The sequence below is a fragment of the Thermococcus sp. genome (assembly GCF_027063845.1).
In the GTDB taxonomy this organism is placed as follows: Archaea; Methanobacteriota_B; Thermococci; order Thermococcales; family Thermococcaceae; genus Thermococcus.
Map to the genome: position 1 here is coordinate 1 of NZ_JAMOQU010000068.1, position 18844 is coordinate 18844.

20 protein-coding genes and 2 tRNA genes are annotated in these 18844 nt (G+C 53.6%); 14 read left to right on the forward strand and 8 right to left on the reverse strand.

From position 1 onward, the window contains the following. Positions 1-123 precede the first annotated feature (123 nt). Positions 124-681 (forward strand): aldolase, encoded by a 558-nt coding sequence (locus MVO87_RS04570; protein WP_297515507.1) that lies wholly within the window; start codon positions 124-126, stop codon positions 679-681. 17 nt (positions 682-698) lie between these two features. Here the strand turns inward: MVO87_RS04570 and MVO87_RS04575 are convergent, their stop codons facing one another. After that, complete coding sequence (locus MVO87_RS04575; protein WP_014122777.1) at positions 699-950, reverse strand: stationary phase-response protein; 252 nt, start codon at positions 948-950, stop codon at positions 699-701. A 103-nt stretch (positions 951-1053) separates the two neighbouring features. Next, complete coding sequence (gene cobO / locus MVO87_RS04580; RefSeq protein ID WP_297515513.1) at positions 1054-1581, reverse strand: cob(I)yrinic acid a,c-diamide adenosyltransferase; 528 nt, start codon at positions 1579-1581, stop codon at positions 1054-1056. A gap of 79 nt (positions 1582-1660) precedes the next feature. Here cobO and MVO87_RS04585 point away from each other — a divergent pair, with 79 nt between their 5' ends. Continuing rightward, on the forward strand, positions 1661-2491 hold the full coding sequence (locus MVO87_RS04585) for a DUF835 domain-containing protein (protein ID WP_297515504.1): 831 nt from the start codon (positions 1661-1663) through the stop codon (positions 2489-2491). Between the two features lie 715 nt (positions 2492-3206). Here MVO87_RS04585 and MVO87_RS04590 read toward each other — a convergent pair. Then, positions 3207-3346: transfer RNA gene (locus tag MVO87_RS04590), tRNA-Trp, on the reverse strand. Positions 3347-3439: 93 nt separating this feature from the next. Between MVO87_RS04590 and MVO87_RS04595 the strand changes: the two genes are divergently transcribed. The 8 genes from MVO87_RS04595 (at position 3440) to arcS (ending at position 13047) form a co-directional block, all read left to right on the forward strand. After that, positions 3440-3676 carry a hypothetical protein gene (locus tag MVO87_RS04595; RefSeq protein ID WP_042692379.1) on the forward strand — a complete coding sequence of 79 codons (237 nt, stop codon included), beginning with the start codon at positions 3440-3442 and terminating at the stop codon, positions 3674-3676. Positions 3677-3764: 88 nt separating this feature from the next. Further along, positions 3765-4892, forward strand: a complete 1128-nt coding sequence (fbp, locus tag MVO87_RS04600; RefSeq protein WP_042692382.1) for a fructose-1,6-bisphosphate aldolase/phosphatase — start codon at positions 3765-3767, stop codon at positions 4890-4892. A gap of 150 nt (positions 4893-5042) precedes the next feature. Beyond that, positions 5043-7001: a glyceraldehyde-3-phosphate:ferredoxin oxidoreductase gene (gor, locus tag MVO87_RS04605; protein WP_297552363.1), complete on the forward strand. Its 1959-nt coding sequence runs from the start codon at positions 5043-5045 to the stop codon at positions 6999-7001. 67 nt (positions 7002-7068) lie between these two features. Further along, the gene (locus MVO87_RS04610) at positions 7069-8328 is read left to right on the forward strand and encodes a phytoene desaturase family protein (protein WP_297552366.1); all 1260 of its coding nucleotides are present in this window, start codon (positions 7069-7071) and stop codon (positions 8326-8328) included. A 142-nt stretch (positions 8329-8470) separates the two neighbouring features. Further along, complete coding sequence (gene arcC / locus MVO87_RS04615) at positions 8471-9415, forward strand: carbamate kinase (RefSeq protein ID WP_297515660.1); 945 nt, start codon at positions 8471-8473, stop codon at positions 9413-9415. A 47-nt stretch (positions 9416-9462) separates the two neighbouring features. After that, the gene (locus MVO87_RS04620) at positions 9463-10308 is read left to right on the forward strand and encodes an SDH family Clp fold serine proteinase (RefSeq protein ID WP_297515651.1); all 846 of its coding nucleotides are present in this window, start codon (positions 9463-9465) and stop codon (positions 10306-10308) included. Positions 10309-10429: 121 nt separating this feature from the next. Beyond that, positions 10430-11335, forward strand: a complete 906-nt coding sequence (locus MVO87_RS04625; protein ID WP_297515648.1) for a coiled-coil protein — start codon at positions 10430-10432, stop codon at positions 11333-11335. Between the two features lie 5 nt (positions 11336-11340). Then, a complete protein-coding gene (arcS, locus tag MVO87_RS04630; RefSeq protein WP_297552372.1) occupies positions 11341-13047 on the forward strand; it encodes an archaeosine synthase subunit alpha in 1707 nt (568 codons plus the stop codon). Between the two features lie 58 nt (positions 13048-13105). Here the strand turns inward: arcS and MVO87_RS04635 are convergent, their stop codons facing one another. Then, positions 13106-13507: a PIN domain-containing protein gene (locus MVO87_RS04635; protein WP_297552368.1), complete on the reverse strand. Its 402-nt coding sequence runs from the start codon at positions 13505-13507 to the stop codon at positions 13106-13108. Then, the gene (locus tag MVO87_RS04640; protein WP_297512446.1) at positions 13498-13770 is read right to left on the reverse strand and encodes a UPF0175 family protein; all 273 of its coding nucleotides are present in this window, start codon (positions 13768-13770) and stop codon (positions 13498-13500) included. Before MVO87_RS04640 ends, MVO87_RS04635 begins: the two co-directional genes overlap by 10 nt. Before the next feature lie 80 nt (positions 13771-13850). Between MVO87_RS04640 and MVO87_RS04645 the strand changes: the two genes are divergently transcribed. Then, positions 13851-14147 carry a DUF2103 domain-containing protein gene (locus MVO87_RS04645; RefSeq protein WP_297512449.1) on the forward strand — a complete coding sequence of 99 codons (297 nt, stop codon included), beginning with the start codon at positions 13851-13853 and terminating at the stop codon, positions 14145-14147. Between the two features lie 28 nt (positions 14148-14175). Then, positions 14176-15585 carry a DUF2079 domain-containing protein gene (locus tag MVO87_RS04650; protein ID WP_297512451.1) on the forward strand — a complete coding sequence of 470 codons (1410 nt, stop codon included), beginning with the start codon at positions 14176-14178 and terminating at the stop codon, positions 15583-15585. Here the strand turns inward: MVO87_RS04650 and MVO87_RS04655 are convergent. Then, a complete protein-coding gene (locus MVO87_RS04655; protein WP_297512453.1) occupies positions 15550-16185 on the reverse strand; it encodes a hypothetical protein in 636 nt (211 codons plus the stop codon). The two genes, MVO87_RS04650 and MVO87_RS04655, sit on opposite strands and share 36 nt — an antisense overlap. A 56-nt stretch (positions 16186-16241) precedes the next feature. Between MVO87_RS04655 and MVO87_RS04660 the strand changes: the two genes are divergently transcribed. Further along, positions 16242-16874 carry a class I SAM-dependent methyltransferase gene (locus MVO87_RS04660; RefSeq protein ID WP_297552369.1) on the forward strand — a complete coding sequence of 211 codons (633 nt, stop codon included), beginning with the start codon at positions 16242-16244 and terminating at the stop codon, positions 16872-16874. 13 nt (positions 16875-16887) lie between these two features. Further along, a tRNA-Gly gene (locus MVO87_RS04665) sits at positions 16888-16965 on the forward strand. Positions 16966-17426: 461 nt separating this feature from the next. Here MVO87_RS04665 and MVO87_RS04670 read toward each other — a convergent pair. Both MVO87_RS04670 and MVO87_RS04675 read right to left on the reverse strand, forming a co-directional pair. Then, a complete protein-coding gene (locus tag MVO87_RS04670; protein WP_297513783.1) occupies positions 17427-18251 on the reverse strand; it encodes a DMT family transporter in 825 nt (274 codons plus the stop codon). 133 nt (positions 18252-18384) lie between these two features. Further along, a partial coding sequence (locus MVO87_RS04675; RefSeq protein ID WP_297552370.1) for a glycine cleavage T C-terminal barrel domain-containing protein occupies positions 18385-18844 on the reverse strand: 460 nt, incomplete at its 5' end.

The following is an 18844-nucleotide window of genomic DNA, read 5'->3' on the forward strand; positions in this document are numbered from 1 at the left end:
CGAGCGCTGGAAAGAGGCCGGAAACCTCGACACGTGCCCCCTCTGCGGCGGTGAACTCGCGTGGCGCGGTAAGAAGGCCCTCTGTCTGGACTGCGGTTACGGGGTTAAGGTGAGGTGATTTCCATGAGCCGAATAGCAAAACGCCAGCTCGTCCTCTACTCGAGGAAAGCCCACGAGCGCGGTTTAACTGCAGCTTTCGGCGGGAACCTGAGCGTCCGCGTCGGAAATTTGGTGTTCATAAAGGCGACCGGAGCGGTTATGGACGAGATGACCGAGGAGCAGGTCGCCGTGATAGACCTCAGCGGAAATCAGCTCTCGGGCGTTAGACCCTCCTCCGAGTACAGGCTTCATCTGGCCGTTTACAGAGCGAGGCCAGACGTTAAGGCAATAGCCCACCTTCACCCGCCTTACTCGATAGTTGCCTCTACTCTCCTCGAAGGAGAACTGCCGATAATAACGCCCGAGGCCGAGCTCTACCTCAGGAGAATCCCGATAGCGCCGTTCAGACCAGCGGGAACCGAGGAGCTCGCGGAGGTCACGGCAGAGGCCTTGAAAGAAGCTGACGCGGTTCTGATGGAGAAGCACGGAATCGTGACCGTCGGAAAAAGCCTGAGGGAAGCTTTTTACAAGGCGGAGCTGGTCGAGGAGAGCGCCAAGCTGTGGTACCTGAGCAGGAAATGAGCGGAAAAATCAAAGGCTCACTTAACCTGCTCGAGGGCACCAAGAACCTCCCATATGATGGTCCTCGTGTGCATGGGCATGTTCGGGTCCTCGCTAATCTCCTCGAGAATGGCTATGGCATCGGCAGCCCTAACCGCGGGCTCCTTGCTCTCGTCGAGGAGAACCTCAATCGCCTGCTCGGCGGCGCGCCTTATGTTCCTGGGAACAACGGTGTCCTGAACGACCTGCTCCTTGAGAACCTGCACAATCTGCTGAATCAGCTCGCTCATTCTATCACCCCCTTTCGATTATCCTAAAAAATTGTTACTAAAATCTCCCCGGCTTATCTTAAGCTTTCCTAACTAAAAAGCTTTTCGGTTCTTGAAGTGGACTTCAGTATTCAACGCCCCTCCTGGCGAGGATTCCCTTCTGATACGGGTGCTTCACCTCCCTCATCTCCGTGACGTAGTCAGCCAGCTCAAAGAGCTCCTCAGGACAGTAGCGACCGGTTAGAACGAGCTCGGTGTTCGGGGCCTTGCTCTTTATGAGCTCCTTGACCTCCTCGACGTCCAGCATGTTGAAGCCGAGGGCAACGCAGATTTCGTCGAGTATCACCAAATCCCACTCCCCGCTTGAAACGAGCTCCCTCGCCCTCGCGAGGGCTTTTTTTGCCGCCTCGATATCCTCCTCAGTCGGCTTTCCGTGAACGAACTTCGGCAGGCCGAAGGACTCCATGAGTGCTCCACACTCTTCAATCTTTTTCTGCTCGCCGTAAACCTTCGGAGCCTTCATGAACTGAACTATCGCGACATTTCCGCCGGAGCCGAGCATTCTAACGGCAAGACCGAACGCGGCGGTAGTTTTTCCCTTCCCGTTCCCTGTGTAAATGTGAACCAAACCAAGCTTCTCCTTCCATGACATTGGAACCACCATGGATAAATCGGCCATCCCTTTAAAAACCCCACGAAACCGTTAAAAACCTGAGCATCAATGTACATACATGCCTCACGTACTTTCGATGGGTTATTTCCTTAGGGATTTGACCGTGCTCCTACTATCGCTCGCTATAGTCATCATGCTGCTCACGATTGAAAAAAACGTTAAGAGGAATCTCCGAGTTAGCTACTTCACCAGGGTTTTTAATCTGCTCATCGGCGCCTTTTTTCTCGTTGTCATTGCCGAGTTCATAGGGGTGCTCCTTCGAACCTCAGTTCTTTACGGTAACGAGACATATGTAATCATACGGTCAATTCTCCTGACAATCGGCGCCCTTCTGCTATTCCTTTCCTCAGTAATGCTTTACTTGCCCTTTGCTAGGGGGCAATACGTCATCGTCCCCATAGCAACAGAGCCAAGTCAAGAAATAGCGTACGGTGCGTATTGGGGAAGGAGTGAAGCAACCGAAAGGCTATTCGTTGAGCTAACAAAACACAGGCACCTTCCGGGAATTGCCGTCACAAGAGACCCCCCTGAGGTCTTTAGGTCAAGACTAGGGCTCAAAATCATCCCGGTTCTCTGGGTCTCAAAGGTCAAACACGACGAGGCCGTAGACCCTACCAGACTTCCATACCTACTTGAGAATCTCAAAGCGTTCCTTGAATCCACCAATCTAGACAAGGTCATTCTTCTAGACTGCGTTGAGTACCTTCTGCTTGAAAATAAACCCGAAAGCGTTTTGAAGTTCATAGCCAGCCTGAGGGACCTTGCGACTCTTAACAGGGGAATCCTGCTCGTCTCAATAGAGCGGGAAGCTCTCGACGAGAAGACCTTTAACATGTTGGTCTCAGAACTAAAGCCAGTTGAGGAACTCGAGAAGATGCTCAGCAAGTGAGGAGTGAAGCTCCCCAAACGCTTGTAGCCCCCTCGTCCAAGGCTCGAATGGAGCCAGATTTTATTCACTTTCATTGACGCCCTTTTGGGCGCCTTTGGAGAGTAAAACACTCACAAGCAAGCTTTGGAAAAAGTTTGACCAAAGAAACTTTGCCTACAGCCTTTGAGAAAGGCTGGCGAAATGAACACCCTTCTTTCCAAAAGGGCAAAGAATAGTCGTGCACTACCTAAAAACAACTTTATAAAGGATTTACTTCTAGATACAACCTACAAACAGTTTCAACTTTGCTTTCAGCACCCTCTAGGCGCTTTTTTAGAGTGAAACACCCACCCAAGGGCAAGTTAAGTAAAAAAACCCATTCAAAACTTAACCAATTCTTAGAAAAACACCCAATCCTCCGCCAGCGCTTGCGCAGGAAGCTTTTAGGAAAAGCTTCACCAAAAGCTCGTGATTCCTATTTAAGGCATCTTCATCAAGGGATTTTAAACTCTAAACTGGCTCCTGAAGGTTGAATTTTTTAAAGATACACCCTCTTTCACGCGGGTTCTACTTAAACCGTGCTCCTTCGGAGCGCAAAACACTTGAACCCCCCGCTAAAAGACGCCCTAAGAGAAATTCATCTTTCCCCAAGAACAATCAGAGAAATCCACTCAAAGAATAGCAACTCAAAAGGGAATCACGAACTTTGATGAAACTTTGCCCAGCAAAGTTTCAATGGTGGGGGCGCGGGGATTTGAACCCCGGTCCGCGGGTTTCTCCGGGTCAGAGCTCCAAAGGCTCATCCCCAATCAGCAAACCCGCAAGTCCTCATACCTCTGGAGCCCGCGATGATGGACCAGGCTACACCACGCCCCCGTCCGTCTCAACCTTAACCGTCCCGGGTTTATAAACTTTGCTCCCGGAAGTTTTATTAACCTTGACACACAAAAATCTACCGAGGTGGTGGCGATGGAAGAGCCAATCGTTATCGGAAAGGACAAGTTCAGGATTGGGGAGGACGAGACCGCCAGGAGGGAACTCAGGGTTGTCAAAGTTCATGACGACGTTATACAGCTCCAGGAAGAGGTCCACGGCATCATAGCCCTCGTCGGCGCGAGCTCGAGCGTCAACATCAAGAAGGACGAGCTTAAGAACCTCATCAAGGTCGTCAAGGAGCAGTTCGGCTGGACCGACATCTGCGAGTGACTTCTCTCCTTTTAGGCTTCCCGTATCATTTACGGTGATATTAACGTTTTATAAGTATAAAACTCCCTATTCTCGTCGGGTGGTTGCCATGGCCGTTGGAGAAAAGATAACGATTAGCGTAATTAAGGCCGACATAGGAGGCTGGCCGGGGCACTCCAGGGTGCACCCGCAGCTGATAGAAACCGCGGAGGAAGTTCTTGCCAAGGCCAAGGAGGAAGGGACGATAATCGACTTCTACGTGGCCTACGCGGGCGATGACCTTCAGCTCATCATGACCCACAAGAAGGGCGTTGACAGCCCCGACGTTCACGGACTTGCCTGGAAGGCCTTCGAGGAGGCAACCAAGGTCGCCAAGGAGCTCGGACTCTACGGTGCCGGGCAGGACCTTCTCAAGGACGCCTTCAGCGGAAACGTCCGCGGAATGGGCCCCGGCGTTGCCGAGATGGAGATAACGCTGAGGAAGAGCGAGCCGATAGTGACCTTCCACATGGACAAGACCGAACCTGGAGCCTTCAACCTGCCGATATTCAGGATGTTCGCCGACCCGTTCAACACCGCGGGCCTCGTCATCGACCCTAAGATGCACATGGGCTTCCGCTTCGAGGTCTGGGACATCCTCAAGCACAAGCGCGTAATACTCAACACCCCTGAGGAGGTCTACGACCTTCTCGCACTCATCGGCGCCAAGAGTCGCTACGTCATCAAGCGCGTTTACCCGAAGGAGGGCCACCCAATTCCGAAGGACGAGCCAGTGGCTGTTGTCAGCACCGAGAAGCTCTACGAGATTGCTGGAGAATACGTCGGTAAGGACGACCCGGTCGCCATCGTCAGGGCTCAGAGCGGACTTCCGGCCCTCGGAGAGGTCCTCGAGCCCTTTGCCTTCCCGCACCTCGTCAGCGGATGGATGAGGGGAAGCCACAACGGCCCGATAATGCCAGTTCCGATGAACTACGCCAACCCGACCAGGTTCGATGGCCCGCCGAGGGTTGTCGCGCTCGGCTGGCAGATAAGCCCAGAAGGAAAGCTCGTCGGTCCTGTTGACCTCTTCGACGACCCGGCCTACGACTACGCCAGGCAGAAGGCCCTTGAGATTACCGAGTACATGCGCAGACACGGCCCGTTCGAACCCCACAGGCTTCCGCTCGAGGACATGGAGTACACCACCCTGCCGGGCGTGCTGAAGAGGCTTGAGGAGCGCTTCGAGGACATCGAGTGATTCCCTCGATTCTCTTCCTTCTTCGATTTCCTTTTCGCGCTATCTAATGCTCAGTTCTGTTCATCTTCTCCATGCCTTCAGCGCAACAGGAAAAACTTAAATACGTTCGAACCTTAGCTAACACTTAGAGTGATACAAAGGGGTGAGACCATGAAGTTCACGGTTCTCCGACTCAAGCTGGACGAGAGAAGGGTTGAAAGTGAGGAAATCGAGAAAGATGGCATTTACGGTGTCATAGATTACGGTCTTGAGCTCCACGAGGCTCTTGAGACTCACTCCATTGACCCATACGACCCGAAAAACGTCATGATAATGGGGATGGGGCCGTTCTCGGGTTCGGCCCTCCCTGGTGCACACAGGCTCATGTTCTTCTTCCGCTCACCGCTCTACGGGACTCTCTTCCCCTCGGCGATGGGTGGTGCCGCCTACGCCTTCAAGAACGTCGGCGTTGACTTCGTGACCTTTGAGGGCAAGGCCGAGAAGCCCGTTGTGGTTCTCCTCTACAACGACGGCGAGAACGTTAGGGTCGAGCTCCACGAGATTGAGCTTGAAAAAGTCATCGAGATATGGAGGGGCTACAAGGGCGAGGAAGGCGTCTATGCCCTTACCCAGTACCTCATAGACACGTTCGGGGGGCGCTTCGAATTCGAGTACAGAATAGCGGTCGTTGGTCCTTCTGCCCTCAACACCAACTACGGTGCGATATTCTCTCAGGCGTTGAGGAAGGGCAAGCGCCTCGTTGGTAGCGAGGACTGGGCCGCGAGAGGTGGCTCTGGAAGCGTCCTGCTCAGGGCGCACAACGTCGTGGGTATAATCTTCGGCGGAAAGCCGAGGAAGAGGAAGTTCCCTGGCGAGGACATCTCGAACTTCAGGACGGCGAAGGGCATAGTTGAGGGCGTGCACAAGAAGCCTTACAACGAGATTATAAGTGAAAAGACCACCAAGTACCGCTTCAACCCCAAGCTCAACACCGGCGGAACCTTTGGAGGCAACTACCCGGCCGAGGGAGACTTCGTTCCGGTACTCAACTGGCAGATGCCCTACATTCCGAAGGAGGAGCGCATAAGGATTCACGAGAACATAATGAAGCACTACTGGGAGCCCTTCAACGAGGAGGCCATAAAGCCGAAGAACTGGACGACCTGCGGTGAGCCGTGTCCGGTGGTCTGCAAGAAGTACCGCCGCGGCCACCACGTCGAGTACGAGCCCTACGAGGCCAACGGTCCGCTCAGCGGAAGTATAAGCCTCCGCGCCAGCGACATAAGCGTCCACGCTGTTGACGCCATGGGTTTCGACGCGATAGAGTTCGGTGGAACCGCCGCGTGGGTTCTTGAGCTCGTCCACCGCGGTCTGCTCAAGCCCGAAGAGGTCGGCATAAGCGGCAAGCCGGAGTTCACGAAGGAGGCACTCATCGAGCGCCCGGTCGAGGCGAGCGAGGTCAACGCGAAGCTCGTTGCAGAGCTGGCCCACAGAGTTGCCTTCGCCGAGAACGAGATTGCCAAGATAATAGGCCTCGGCAAGAGGAAGGCGAGCGTAATCTTCGACGAGAAGTTCAAGGACAGGCTGAGCTACGGCGAGAGCTTCAAGGACTACGCCGTCTTCACCCCGCTCGGCGAGGACGGTGAGATGACTCCGACGATGTACTGGGCGATAGGCAACTACATCCCGCTCCCAATCCAGGGCCGCTACTGGACGTTCTACCAGTTCGGCGTCTTCCTTGAGCCTGAGGAGCTCGCCCAGAAGATAATAGCCAGCGCCCTCTGGGAGTTCTGGTACGACAACGTCGGCTGGTGCCGCTTCCACAGGGGCTGGATGAAGCCCGTGCTCAAGGCCCTGTTCATGGACGCCTACGGCGAGAACGTTGACATGGAAGAGCACGCAAGGAAGCAGCTCAAGAGGCTCATCGAGTACGCGAGGAAAGCCGGCTACACCCCGGCTTTCTGGGACAGCATGCGCGTCATAGACCTCGTTGCAGCCGGAAGCGAGGAGTTCGGCAATGAGAACTGGGCCAGGAAGTTCAAGGAGGACAAGGTGGGCACCGCCAAGGAGTACCTGAGCAGGGTTTTGGAAGCTTACAGCGAGATTCTTGGAGTTGAGTGGAGGCTCTGAATTTTTCTTCCTTTTAGGAACAACCCTTATATTTCCCCTTTCCCTCAGCCTTTTCAGGTGGGAAAAAATGAGGGCAGTTGTGATAGGCTCTGGAATTGGGGGTCTTCTAACGGCTTCATTTCTCGCTAAAAATGGCCATGAAGTCACTATTCTTGAAAAGGCACCCTACATCGGCGGCCGCTTTACAAATTTGGACTACAAGGGCTTCGGTCTCTCCACTGGAGCGTTCCACATGCTACCCCACGGAGAGGACGGCCCTCTTGCTCACCTCCTCAAGCTCCTCGGTGCCAACGTCCGGATAGTGAACTCTAATCCCAAGGGTATGATATTCTACGAGGGGAAGACCTTCCACTACCGCGAGGGCTGGAAGTATCTGAGCTTTACCGAGAAGGCGAAGGCCACAAAGCTTCTCCTTGACATAAGGCGCGGGAAGCTGCCGGTGGACGACCCAGAGATGAGCGGCCGCGAGTGGATTCGGGAGAAGATAGGCGACAACGAGTTCGCTGACCTTTTCATCAAAAGCTTCCTCGGCTGGGCCGACAGCGTCTTAGACGTTCCCGCGCTTGAGCTGGCGAAGGAGATCAAGGCCACCCTGAAATGGGGCGGACCTGGCCTTGTTAAGGGTGGCTGTAAGGCCCTGACCGGAGAGCTCGCAAGGATAGTGGCGGAAAACGGCGGGAAGATACTCACGAGGAAGAAGGCCGTTGAAGTTGATGCAGACTCAAAGAAAGTAATCACCGCAGACGGTGATGAGTTCCTCTACGACGTGCTGATTTCAAACATCGGCATAAAGGAAACGGTCGAGCTGATCGGCAGGGATAACTTCGACCATGGCTACCTCAAGCGGGTGGATTCCCTCAAGCCCAGTGAGGGGATAAAGTACAACGTCGCCCTGAAAGGTAACCAGAGGATAGGCAACACCGTCGTTTTCACACTCGACACCGAGAGGGTAAACGGCTACAACGAGCCCTCATCGCTCAGCCCTGAGCTGGCTAAAGAGGGCTACACCCTGATAATGCTCCACCACGCCCTTCAGAGCAGGAACGTTAAGGCCGAGCGGAGGAAGGGCATCGAGGACATCTACAGAATTTTCCCGAACCTTGATGAGGAAGGAGAGATACTGCTAATCCAGACCTACCTCGACGGAAACCCTGTGAACAGGGTTGCGAGCGGTCAGGTAGTTGAGGAATTCTCGGTTGAGGACATCTATGTCGTCGGCGACGCCTACAAGCTCCCCGGAGGGATAGAAGTCGAGGGCATAGCGCTGGGCGTCATGAGGACGCTTGAGAGGCTCGGACTTGGAAGCTTTTCGGAATGGTATTTATGAAGGAAAGTCCTTTTCCCACTATTCTTTGCATTTGTAAGCTAAATCATAAATGAGCCGAACCTTTTTCAAATGAACATCGTTGGCACCTAACGAACGTTTTTATTCTCAGACCTGGAATTATTTATCAATGGAGGTGGCTGTTGTGAAGAGAGTTGTAATAGCCCTTGGCGGTAACGCAATCCTTCAGAGGGGCCAAAAGGGAACATACGAGGAGCAGATGGAGAACGTGAGGAGAACTGCCAAGCAGATAGCCGATATTATCGAGAAGGGTTATGAGGTCGTCATTACTCATGGCAACGGCCCCCAGGTCGGTGCGCTCCTTCTCCACATGGACGCTGGCCAGCAGGTTCACGGCATACCCGCCCAGCCCATGGACGTTGCCGGGGCAATGACCCAGGGACAGATAGGATACATGATTCAGCAGGCGCTCGTCAACGAGCTCAGAAAACGTGGTATTGAGAGGCCGGTGGCAACGATAGTGACCCAGACGGTAGTTGACAAGAACGATCCCGCCTTCCAGCACCCAACCAAGCCGGTTGGCCCCTTCTACGACGAGAAAACCGCGAAGAAGCTGGCGAAGGAGAAGGGCTGGGTGGTCATCGAGGACGCCGGAAGGGGCTGGAGGCGCGTCGTACCGAGCCCAGACCCCAAGCACCACGTTGAGGCCCCGGTTATTCAGAACCTCGTGGAGAAGGGATTCATAGTTATAGCCAGCGGAGGTGGTGGCGTCCCCGTTGTGGAGGAGGATGGAAAGCTGAAGGGCGTCGAGGCGGTCATAGACAAGGATTTGGCCGGGGAGAAGCTGGCGGAGGAAGTCGAGGCTGATATCTTCATGATTCTCACAGACGTCAACGGCGCCGCGATTAACTTCGGGAAGCCAAACGAGAAGTGGCTTGAGAGGGTTACCGTCAGGGAGTTGAGGAAGTACTACGAGGAAGGCCACTTCAAGAAGGGAAGCATGGGGCCAAAAGTTCTGGCGGTGATAAGGTTCGTCGAGTGGGGTGGCGAGAGAGGAATCATAGCCTCGCTCGATAGAGCCGTTGAGGCCCTCGATGGGAAGACCGGAACCCAAGTTGTAAAGGGCTGAACCAAAGCCTATAAATACTTCTCTCTCCTTTTCTATTGGGTGATACCATGAGCGACGCGGCAAGCGGTTTTTTTGGCTCTCTCCTGTGGTGGCTCTTCTTCCTGTACCTGCTCCTCTGGCCTCAGATGCAGTACAGAAGCCTTCAGATAGCGAGGGCTAGAATCCTCCAACAGCTTTCCCGTAAGAGGGGCTCAACGGTAATAACGATGATTCACAGGCAAGAAAGCATCGGCCTCTTTGGAATACCCTTCTACCGCTTCATCAGCATGGAAGACAGCGAGGAAATCCTCAGGGCTATCAGAATGGCCCCCAAGGACAAGCCCATTGACCTGATAATCCACACCCCTGGAGGACTCGTTCTCGCGGCGACCCAGATAGCCAAGGCCCTCAAGGACCACCCTGCCGAGACTCGCGTGATAGTCCCGCACTACGCCATGAGCGGTGGAACGCTTATAGCCCTCGCAGCGGACAAGATAATAATGGACCCGCACGCGGTTCTCGGCCCGGTTGACCCACAGCTCGGCCAGTACCCGGGACCGAGCATAGTCAGGGCCGTCGAGAAGAAGGGCGTTGACAAGGTGGATGACCAGACGCTAATCCTTGCCGACGTGGCTGAAAAAGCCATAAAGCAGGTTCGCGACTTCGTTTACAACCTCCTCAGGGACAGGTACGGCGAGGAGAGGGCCAGGGAGTTGGCGCAAATCCTGACGGAAGGCAGGTGGACGCACGACTATCCAATTACCTACGAGCAGGCGAAAGAGCTGGGTCTCCCCGTCAGCACTGAGGTTCCAGAGGAAGTTTACGCCCTTATGGAGCTTTACAAGCAACCGATGAGGCAGAGGGGAACGGTGGAGTTCATGCCCTATCCCCAGAAGGCTGAGAACTCGAAGTGAGTTGCTTCCCTTTTACTCCTTTTCGATTTCGGCCAAAAAGTTTTTATTTGCTTTCTCATTTTTCAGTCCAGATGTTTGGAGTGAACAGAGCTGTTCTAAAAATGGGAGAGGGGTAAGAGAGATGCCAACGGTTAAAGTGGACCCAGAGGAGATTAAGAGAATCAAGAGAGAATTGGAGGCCCTTGAGAAGGAGAGAAACGAGATAAGGGCCAAACTTGATGAGCTCGAGAAGGAGCTCCAGACCTGGATTCAGAAGAGGGACGAGAAGAACAAAGAAGTCCAGCAGTTGAGGCAGAAGGGCAGGGAGTACAAGGCGAAGAGGGATGAGATAAACCAGAAGATAAAGGAGCTCAAGAAGAACAGGGAGGAAATCAACGCCAAGCTCGACCTCCTCTACCAGGAAATCCTTGAGTACAGGACGAAGAGGGACGAGTACAACCAGCTCAGAAGACTCCGTATGCCTCCAGAGAAGATACAGGAGAGGATAGAGAAGCTCGAGTGGGAGCTCCAGACCAACCCGAACATCACTCCCGAGAGGGAGAAGCAGATAGTCGACCAGATACAGGTTCTCGCGACCGAGCTTGAGATAATCCAGCAGGCCGACAGGTTCCACAAGAAGCTCGTCGAGACGAGGAAGAAGGTCGACCAGCTCAAGAAGGCCAGGAAGGCCATAAGCCTTGAGATACAGAAGCTCGCCAACCAGAGCCAGCAGTACCACGAGCAGATGATTCAGGCCTTCAACAAGGCCGACGAGGTCAAGAAGGAGGCCGACGAGTACCACGCCAAGGTCGTCGAGCTCCGCGAGAAGGTCAGGGAGGTCAGGAGGGAGCTCAGGGAAATCGAGAGGAAGATTCGCGAGTACGACGAGAAGCACAAGGAGCTCATAGCTTACAGGCTCGTCGCGAAGATGCGCGCCAAGAAGGACGCCAGCTTCGAGAGGGCAGTTGAGGCCCTTGAGAAGTTCAAGCGCGGTGAGAAGCTCACCCTCGACGAGCTGCTGCTCCTCCAGCGCTACAACCTCGTGTGATGCCCATGGAAGTCATCAAACACGAAGGGCCTGGAAGGTTGGGGTTAGTTCGCTTAGGGGACTACTCTTTCAGGACCCCCGCCTTGGCAGGGGTAGACTTCACGCTCTCCCCCTTCAACTCCTTCTTCCACCCCAGCGAGCCTGGCGACTACGACTTCAACTTGGCTCCCTCAATTCCCCTCGGGTTCTACACTCCCGCCGAAGTCATCGAGAAGGCCCTTGGAAGGCTCTGGAGCGTTAACTATGACGGCTTCAACGCCTTCTACCTTCCAGCCCTGAGGAGAACCGAGTACCTCGAGGATTTCTTCAAGATAATCGAGCGGTACAACTTCGAGGCGGTTTACCTTGGCAACTCCAAAATCCTCGTCAAGGAGTACCGCTACTTCGTTAAAATCCTCCGCGCGCTCCGCGAGAGGTTCCCCAACCTGATGATTATAGCAGACTTGGAGCCGTTCTTCTATCCGTTAGCAGTTTACCTCGGCGTTGACGCCTTCGACACGCGCTCGCTCAAGCTCTACGACTTCGAGGGCAAGGGCTTCACCCAGTACAGCCCGTTCCTCTGGGGGAAGGAGCCGAACTCCCTCGACTTCGCTCGGGAGACGATACTCCTGGTGAGGAAGGCCCTTGAGAGCGGTAAGCTCCGCTACCTCGTGGAGAACCTGTTTTACACCCAGTACCACGCGGGGATTCTTCGCATAGCGGATTTGGAGCACGCCGATTACCTCGAGAAGTACACGCCGATTCAGAAGGAGACGGTCTATTTCATCAGCGACGCCTCCATCAGGAGGCCCGAGGTCAAGCGCTGGCACTCCCGCGTCCTCGAGCGCTTCACCCCACCAAAGAACACTGAGCTGGTTCTCCTCTTTCCCTGCTCGGCCAAGAAGCCCTACTCCTTCTCAAGGAGCCACACGCTCTACCGGCGCGCCGTGAAGGAAGCTCTGGGCTCTGGAACGGCCAGGGTTCACGAGCTAATCCTCACTTCTCCCTTCGGCGTGGTTCCGAGGGAGTGGGAGTGGCTGGCAAAGTACGACATAGTCGTCACCGGCCACTGGAGCGAGGAGGAGATAAAGCCAGCGGCCGAGCTTTTGGCAAAGACCCTCGATAAGTACCCGAAGGACGTTCCAATAGTAGCGCACCTCGATGAAGCCTACGTCGAGATAGCGAAGCTCGCGGGCGAGCTCTCGGGCAGGGAGATAGTCTTCACCCGCGTTGAGAACGGGACGACGAGCAAGGAAAGCTTGAAATCCCTCACCGAGACCCTGAAGGAGTTCGAGCTCGAGGGAAGCAAAGAGGACAGAACATACCGCTACTTCGAGAACATACGGAAGGTCTTCGACTTCTACTTTGGCGCCGGCGCTGGCGAGGCGGTTCTTCCCGATAACGGCCACGTCAAGGGCTCTAAAATGCTTCGCCTCTTCGTTGGGGGCCAGCAGACGGGAACCTTCAGAGATGGCGTCATAAGCGTCACGCCCTTCGGAATGCAGAGGATTTACGACTCGCTCAAAGCCTACTGGGTGAAGATTGACTTCGACCTGCGCGGCGATGTCTTCGCGGTCGGTGTGAACGAGGCCGACGAGAAAATAAGGCCAGACGACATAGTCGGCGTCGTCCGCAACGATAAGGTTGTGGGTGTTGGCAAGGCAGTTCTGAGCGGGGAGGAGATGGTTAAGACGAAGAAGGGCGTCGCCGTCAAGGTGAGAAAGCGGGCATAACTTCTTCAAGTCTTTTCACGGGAGAGTAGAAGCCTTTTCAATCATTTTCTCCAGCAACTCATTGCCTTCTTCCAACGTTAAAAATGCCTTTCTTGACTCCAAGCACGAGAAGGCCTATCGTCCCCGACACTTTGACCCCGAGCAGTCTCGCTTTCTTTCGCGCGGAGGAGTCATCGCTGAGCAAAATTAACCCCCTGTGTTTTGCGACGGCTATGCAAGATGATTCTCCCTTTCCTAGCTTCGCGCGGAGGAGTCTGTACAATCTTTCTTCCTCGGAAGTGAGCTCTGTGATGGGTAGAGGGATTTCAACTGGAGGATACCTGCCTCGTTTAACTCCCACCATAAATTCCTCAACAACGTGGGGAGTTGTTAGCGCTGTTTCACCGAGAATTTTCCCGAGAACGTCCATCGAATTCGTCTTTGCAAAGTTGGACAACACCGTTGTGTCAACTACAAACACGTTATAACCTCCACCTCTGAGAGAACGTCTTCTCTGTCGGGGGTTCTGATGGGGATTCCCCGTTTTTTAAACTCCTCCATAAGCTCCTCTCTCGTTACTCCGAGGACCTCTGCGGCTTTTCCAAGGCTTATGATTCCATCAAGATACGCTGAGATTACTATCTCCTTTAAAAGGTCTGGGTCTTTCTTTATAAGGCGGAGGGCTTTCTCTGGCATCAACTCCGCCACTTTTTCAAACTCTTTAACAATCCACAGGTCCTCCATTCTCCCACCGATTTAGTTTGACATCGAGGATAACTTAAGCCTTGCGCAAGAGCTAAAAATCTCAGTTTGAATCTATGCCCATGCCCAAGCACTTCCGCAAAGGCGTCAAGAGGGAGCACCACTTCCTCAAGGGCCTTGAGAAACCGCTCGAGGAGATAGCCTCGATTCCCGGCGTTAAGAAGGTAATCCCTGGAAGGATTTACGCGAGCGATTCTCGGGGCTTCGAGATTAAGGTGACGCGGGAAACGCAGACCGGCCTTAAGCTTGTCGCCAAGAGCGATGGGAGCGTTCAGGAGGTGTTTCTCGTCGTTGACAAGGCCGAGAGGGAGAAGGTTCGAGAAGAGATAAAGCATCTTGCTAACGAGTGGGCGAAATAATTTTAAGTTCGGTTTTTAACTATTCATGATGGTGAACCTCAAATTTAAAACTCGATTATCAGCTTACGACATTACTGCGGTTCTCATAGCCCTATTCTATTCGCTCATTATGATTCATCTTAGCCTCCGTAAGTTCAAATACTTCCGCTACACCAGCTTTGACCTTGGAATCTTTACGCAGTCCTTCGCGGGCTTCCTCCACGGTCGTCCGTGGTTCAACACTGTGGAGTGGCAGGTTCACGGCGTTACCAGCTACTTTGGTGTTCACTTCCAGCCGATAATGTACGCCCTTATTCCCATTTTCAAGCTATTCTCATCCGCGAAGACCCTTCTCGTGGTTCAGAGTCTTGCACTCGGCACGTCAGTTTTCCTCGCTTACCTCCTCGCCAAGAAGGTTCTGAACGAGAGGCTGGCGCTCGCGCTGACGGGGCTCTACGCCTTCAACTCCTCCCTCATTGGAATCAACCTCTTTGAGTTTCACCCCGTTTCCCTTGCGGTTCCGCTCTTCCTTCTCGCGGCAGTTTTCCTCGTTGACGGCAGGGAACGTGAGTTTTTCGCAACCTCAGCCATCTTGCTCTCAGTGAAGGAGGACACGTTTCTCGGCGTGGTTTCGCTTTCGCTGTGGTGGGCCTTTCGCGATGGCTTTTCCATCGAGGAACTGAAGAAAAACCGCCACTTTCTCGTTTTTGCTGCCATATCTGTGCTCTACGGTGTAATCGTCATCAAGCTTATAATCCCCCATTTCGGGAAGGACTACATCTACGGTAGTCTTTACAAACACGTCCATCTAATCGGCAGAAAGCTCGCTTACTTCCTACTCTTCAATCTGAGCTTTGGTCTTCTTCCACTCTTCCTCCCGAGAAACTGGGTCCTCCTTACCCTTCCTTGGCTTGAGAACCTCCTTGCCTCAAGGGCCAGCCAGTACTCCTTCGGCTTTCATTATCCTTACATGGTCGTCCCGCTTTCCTTCCTGGGCACAGCCTACGCCCTGAAAGAGCTTGAATTCAGGCATCTCAAAAGGATTCTATCAGTGCTCCTCGTGCTCGGGTTTATAACGTCGTGGGCTACTATGCCTATCGCAGAAACTCCACCCAAAGAGCCATTCTCTCTTGTTTACTATTCAATTCTTGAGCCGCTTCCCAGATACAAAACTGCTTGGGAAGTTATAGGCGTTCTTCTGAAGACGAACCTCTCAATTTACACCCAGCCTGATTTTTATCCGGCCCTGGCGGTTAAGGAGAATGTCTACGTTTATCCCGCTAATATAACCCCTGACATAGTCGTTTTGGACATGAAGACCTATCGCGGAAGGTTATATCTGCAGAGACTTAGGGAGATGGTGAGGAATAACTACGTTCTCGTTTATTCGAAAAATGGACTTGAACTGTACGCAAGGGCGGGTTTAAAGCTCCCTCTTTCCCTCGAAGAACTCAATTAGCTCCTCGTCGCTTGTTTCTTCGTCCGCTTCGGTGTAGCCGAGTTCCCTCCTCTGCAACTCAATAAGGCCCGGCGTGAGCAAAAGCTTCCCGTCCAGCTTCGGAACCGCGTAGTGGAGCGTTATCTCGCTGAACTCGTCGAGCTTTATCGTCGGATTCTCCTCGTACTCAATCTCCTCCAGCCTCTTGCCGTCCGCGATTAGCTTGGCCACTATGCTTGCCCCGTCAATCGAGAACTGGGGTTTCCCGATGTGCCTGACTTTAACGCCTTCCATCTTTGACGTTATGAACTCCTTGGTTCTTCCCCTCGGGACGGCATCACCGAGGATTCCGCCGACGACTATTATCGTGTCATCATCAATGTCTTCCGGCTTCAGCTCTTCCTCCGCCTGAAGGTCGAGGACTATGATTTTTGAGCGGTCAAAGGGGAATCTCGTAACGCTTTCTCCTACGACGCTCCCGAGCTTCGCGAGTTTTTCCCTTTCCTCAGGCAGGACGTTGGTGAAAATCAGCTTGTCCTTCCACCACTCGCTCACGTGCTTGTACTCCAGCCACAGCCAGTCGCTTATCTCCTCAAGGTGCTCGATTACGAGGTACGGCATGCTCTCACCGCCCGGCTTTGGGTTCAACTTTTTAAAAGCTCTTCCCAATTTGGGCCATGTCGTTCAGGGAGAAGTACTCGCGCATTGCCCGGCACTACGAGACCCTCGAGAAACCCCTTGACAGGTTCTTCTGTCCGCTGAGGAAGAAGGCGGTTTCCTTTGTGAAGGGGAAAACCCTGGAAGTCGGCGTTGGCGTTGGGAAAACGTTGCGCTATTACCCGAATGGCGTTGAGCTCTGCGCCGTTGATGCCGTTCCAGAGGTCATTGAAATCGCCCGGGAAAAAGCCAGAAGGCTTAACCTGAACGTCTGTTTTGAGGTTGCCGACGTTGAGAAACTTCCCTTTCCCGACGGCAGTTTTGACACCGTTCTGAGCTCCTTCGTCTTCTGCACCGTTCCGAACCCCGAGAGGGGAATGAGGGAAATCTTCCGCGTTTTGAAGCCAGGTGGAAGGGCGATTTTCCTCGAACACACGAAGAGCGACTCGGTTCTGCTCAACTACCTCTTTCTCCTCCCCCTGAAGTTACCGCTGAGGTTGCTCCTCGATGACGACCCGCTCAGGAAGACTCATAAACTGGTCTCGAAGCACTTTGAAATCGAGCGTGAGGAGCGCTATTACCGCGGAATCGTCCGTTTAATCGTCGCGCGGAAGCCAGTGGGGAGTAAAACTTTTAAAGCTCCCTCCCCTTAAGAATAACGGGCGTGCGGTGGTAGTCTAGCCTGGTCCAGGACACCGGCCTCCCAAGCCGGTAACCCGGGTTCAAATCCCGGCCACCGCACCACACAAACTTCGCCTGCGCGAAGTTTGACCAAGGTTCATAGCTCCTTCTGGAAGGATTTCAAGAAGATTTTCCATTTAATTGGCCGTATTGAGTAAGAGAACTCTTTAAATTGCCCCCTTTTGGAAGGGTTTAACGTTTAAATCGACGCCGGAAGGGCGTCAAGAAGAGAGTAAACCCGTTGAAGAGATTGTTTTGGTTGGTTCTCTTTTGGAAAGCGCGATTTTACAGGAAAAATCTAATTCACAACCTACAAGAGTCCTTTAAAAGTGCAAACACTTTCAAAACATCCCTGTTAAAAGAATCACAAACTTTGATGAAACTTCGCCCAGCAAAGTTCCTTAGTCAAGCTTTTCCCAAAAGCTTCTTGCCAGCCTTTCCTAAAGGACATTAATAGCTCCAAACCGCTCTCATAGCGTTCAAACGTCCCGACTGATACCAAAAGATAAAGCCAGTTAAAGCGCCTACTCCTCCCTTCCAAGGAGGATTCCCACCACTATCAGAACCAAGCCCAGAACGGTTGTCGGTTCTATTCTCTCACCAAGGAGGAAGGAGATGAAGAGCAGACTCAGAAACGGGACGAGATAGGCGAGGTTCGAGGCAAAGGCAACGTCGCTCTCAACTGCTCTGTACCAGAGAAGGTAAGTAACGCCAATCTCGAACATGCCGACGTAAACCGCGCCGGCGAGGCCTTTCATGGGAGGCAATGAAAAACCCGCGAGGAGAATCAGCAGGGAGACATAGATGAGAGCAAAGGCGAAGTTCCAGAACATCTTCTCCTCAAGCCTCCTGACGTCCCGAACGTTCAGGAGCCAGTAGGCGGCCCAGATTAGAGCGCTCCCGAGGCCGAGGGCGTCCCCGACTGGATTCGAGAAGCCAAGGGATAGGACGTTGCCCCGGGTTGCAACAATAAGGGCACCGAGAAAGCCAAGAAAGAGGCCAAATAATGTCTTCAGGGCGAGTTTTCTCTTAAGCAGGGGGACAGAAAGCAGAACGAGCGCCAGGGGCCAGGTGTAGTTGAGCGCCTGCGCCTCCTGGGCGGGAAGAAGGTCGTAGGCAGAGAAGAGGACGGTGTAGTAGAGGAAGAGTACGAGGCCAAGGTAAGCGGAGCGTAGGTTTTCTCTGGAGGGCCTGAAGTTCCGGAAGTAGAGGGCACCGTAGAGAAAGAGCGACGTCAGAAGGGCCCAAAAGAGGAGCTGGAGAGGGCTCATGTAGCGGAGTGAGAGCTTGAAAGCACTTGCAACAGTTGACCAGAGAAGAACGGCACCGACTGCGTGTTTTTTGGACATGGACTCGACTAATTTTGATGGAATATAAACTCAGCGATTTCGGTTCCCTGAATAAAATTTGATTCTACCCCTCTACCCCCAGAACCAGGTAACGGTACCATTACCTAAAAGGGTTTTGGAGAAAGGGAAAGATTCACTCCTCCCTGAAAGCTCCGTATTTCTTGGGGTCGTAGAACGGTGGAGTGACAGTCACGGCCTTCTTGGGCTTACCCCTGATTTCCACCTCGATTTCGAGGCCGGGCCTGGCATACTCCTCCTTCACGAAGGCTATTCCGATTCCTATGCCGAGGAGCGGGGAGAGCGTTCCGCTCGTGACCTCGCCGATGACCTCGCCGTTCGCGTAGACCTTGTAGCCCTCCCTCGGAATTCCCTTGTCAACCATCTTGAAGTGGACGAGCTTCCTTCCCAAACCGCGCTCCTTCTGCTTGAGGAGGGCGTCCTTACCTATGAACTCCTTGTCCCAGAGTATCGCGAAGTCGAGGTTGGCCTGGAGCGGGGTGACTTCATCAATGTCCGTGCTGAGGAGCTGTAACTCTTTCGTCTCGTTGCCGTAGAGCGTGTAGCCGGCCTCAAGCCTGAGCGTGTCACGAGCG

Excerpts from the sequence above, each read along its gene's own strand:
- MVO87_RS04660 (WP_297552369.1), top strand. The coding sequence starts at position 16,242 with ATGTCGTTCAGGGAGAAGTACTCGCGCATTGCCCGGCACTACGAGACC.
- MVO87_RS04655 (WP_297512453.1), bottom strand. The coding sequence starts at position 16,185 with ATGCCGTACCTCGTAATCGAGCACCTTGAGGAGATAAGCGACTGGCTG.
- MVO87_RS04645 (WP_297512449.1), top strand. The coding sequence starts at position 13,851 with ATGCCCAAGCACTTCCGCAAAGGCGTCAAGAGGGAGCACCACTTCCTC.
- MVO87_RS04610 (WP_297552366.1), top strand. The coding sequence starts at position 7,069 with ATGAGGGCAGTTGTGATAGGCTCTGGAATTGGGGGTCTTCTAACGGCT.
- MVO87_RS04570 (WP_297515507.1), top strand. The coding sequence starts at position 124 with ATGAGCCGAATAGCAAAACGCCAGCTCGTCCTCTACTCGAGGAAAGCC.
- arcS (WP_297552372.1), top strand. The coding sequence starts at position 11,341 with ATGGAAGTCATCAAACACGAAGGGCCTGGAAGGTTGGGGTTAGTTCGC.
- MVO87_RS04620 (WP_297515651.1), top strand. The coding sequence starts at position 9,463 with ATGAGCGACGCGGCAAGCGGTTTTTTTGGCTCTCTCCTGTGGTGGCTC.
- MVO87_RS04640 (WP_297512446.1), bottom strand. The coding sequence starts at position 13,770 with ATGGAGGACCTGTGGATTGTTAAAGAGTTTGAAAAAGTGGCGGAGTTG.
- MVO87_RS04670 (WP_297513783.1), bottom strand. The coding sequence starts at position 18,251 with ATGTCCAAAAAACACGCAGTCGGTGCCGTTCTTCTCTGGTCAACTGTT.
- MVO87_RS04650 (WP_297512451.1), top strand. The coding sequence starts at position 14,176 with ATGGTGAACCTCAAATTTAAAACTCGATTATCAGCTTACGACATTACT.
- gor (WP_297552363.1), top strand. The coding sequence starts at position 5,043 with ATGAAGTTCACGGTTCTCCGACTCAAGCTGGACGAGAGAAGGGTTGAA.
- MVO87_RS04585 (WP_297515504.1), top strand. The coding sequence starts at position 1,661 with ATGCCTCACGTACTTTCGATGGGTTATTTCCTTAGGGATTTGACCGTG.
- MVO87_RS04595 (WP_042692379.1), top strand. The coding sequence starts at position 3,440 with ATGGAAGAGCCAATCGTTATCGGAAAGGACAAGTTCAGGATTGGGGAG.
- MVO87_RS04625 (WP_297515648.1), top strand. The coding sequence starts at position 10,430 with ATGCCAACGGTTAAAGTGGACCCAGAGGAGATTAAGAGAATCAAGAGA.
- MVO87_RS04575 (WP_014122777.1), bottom strand. The coding sequence starts at position 950 with ATGAGCGAGCTGATTCAGCAGATTGTGCAGGTTCTCAAGGAGCAGGTC.
- cobO (WP_297515513.1), bottom strand. The coding sequence starts at position 1,581 with ATGTCATGGAAGGAGAAGCTTGGTTTGGTTCACATTTACACAGGGAAC.
- fbp (WP_042692382.1), top strand. The coding sequence starts at position 3,765 with ATGGCCGTTGGAGAAAAGATAACGATTAGCGTAATTAAGGCCGACATA.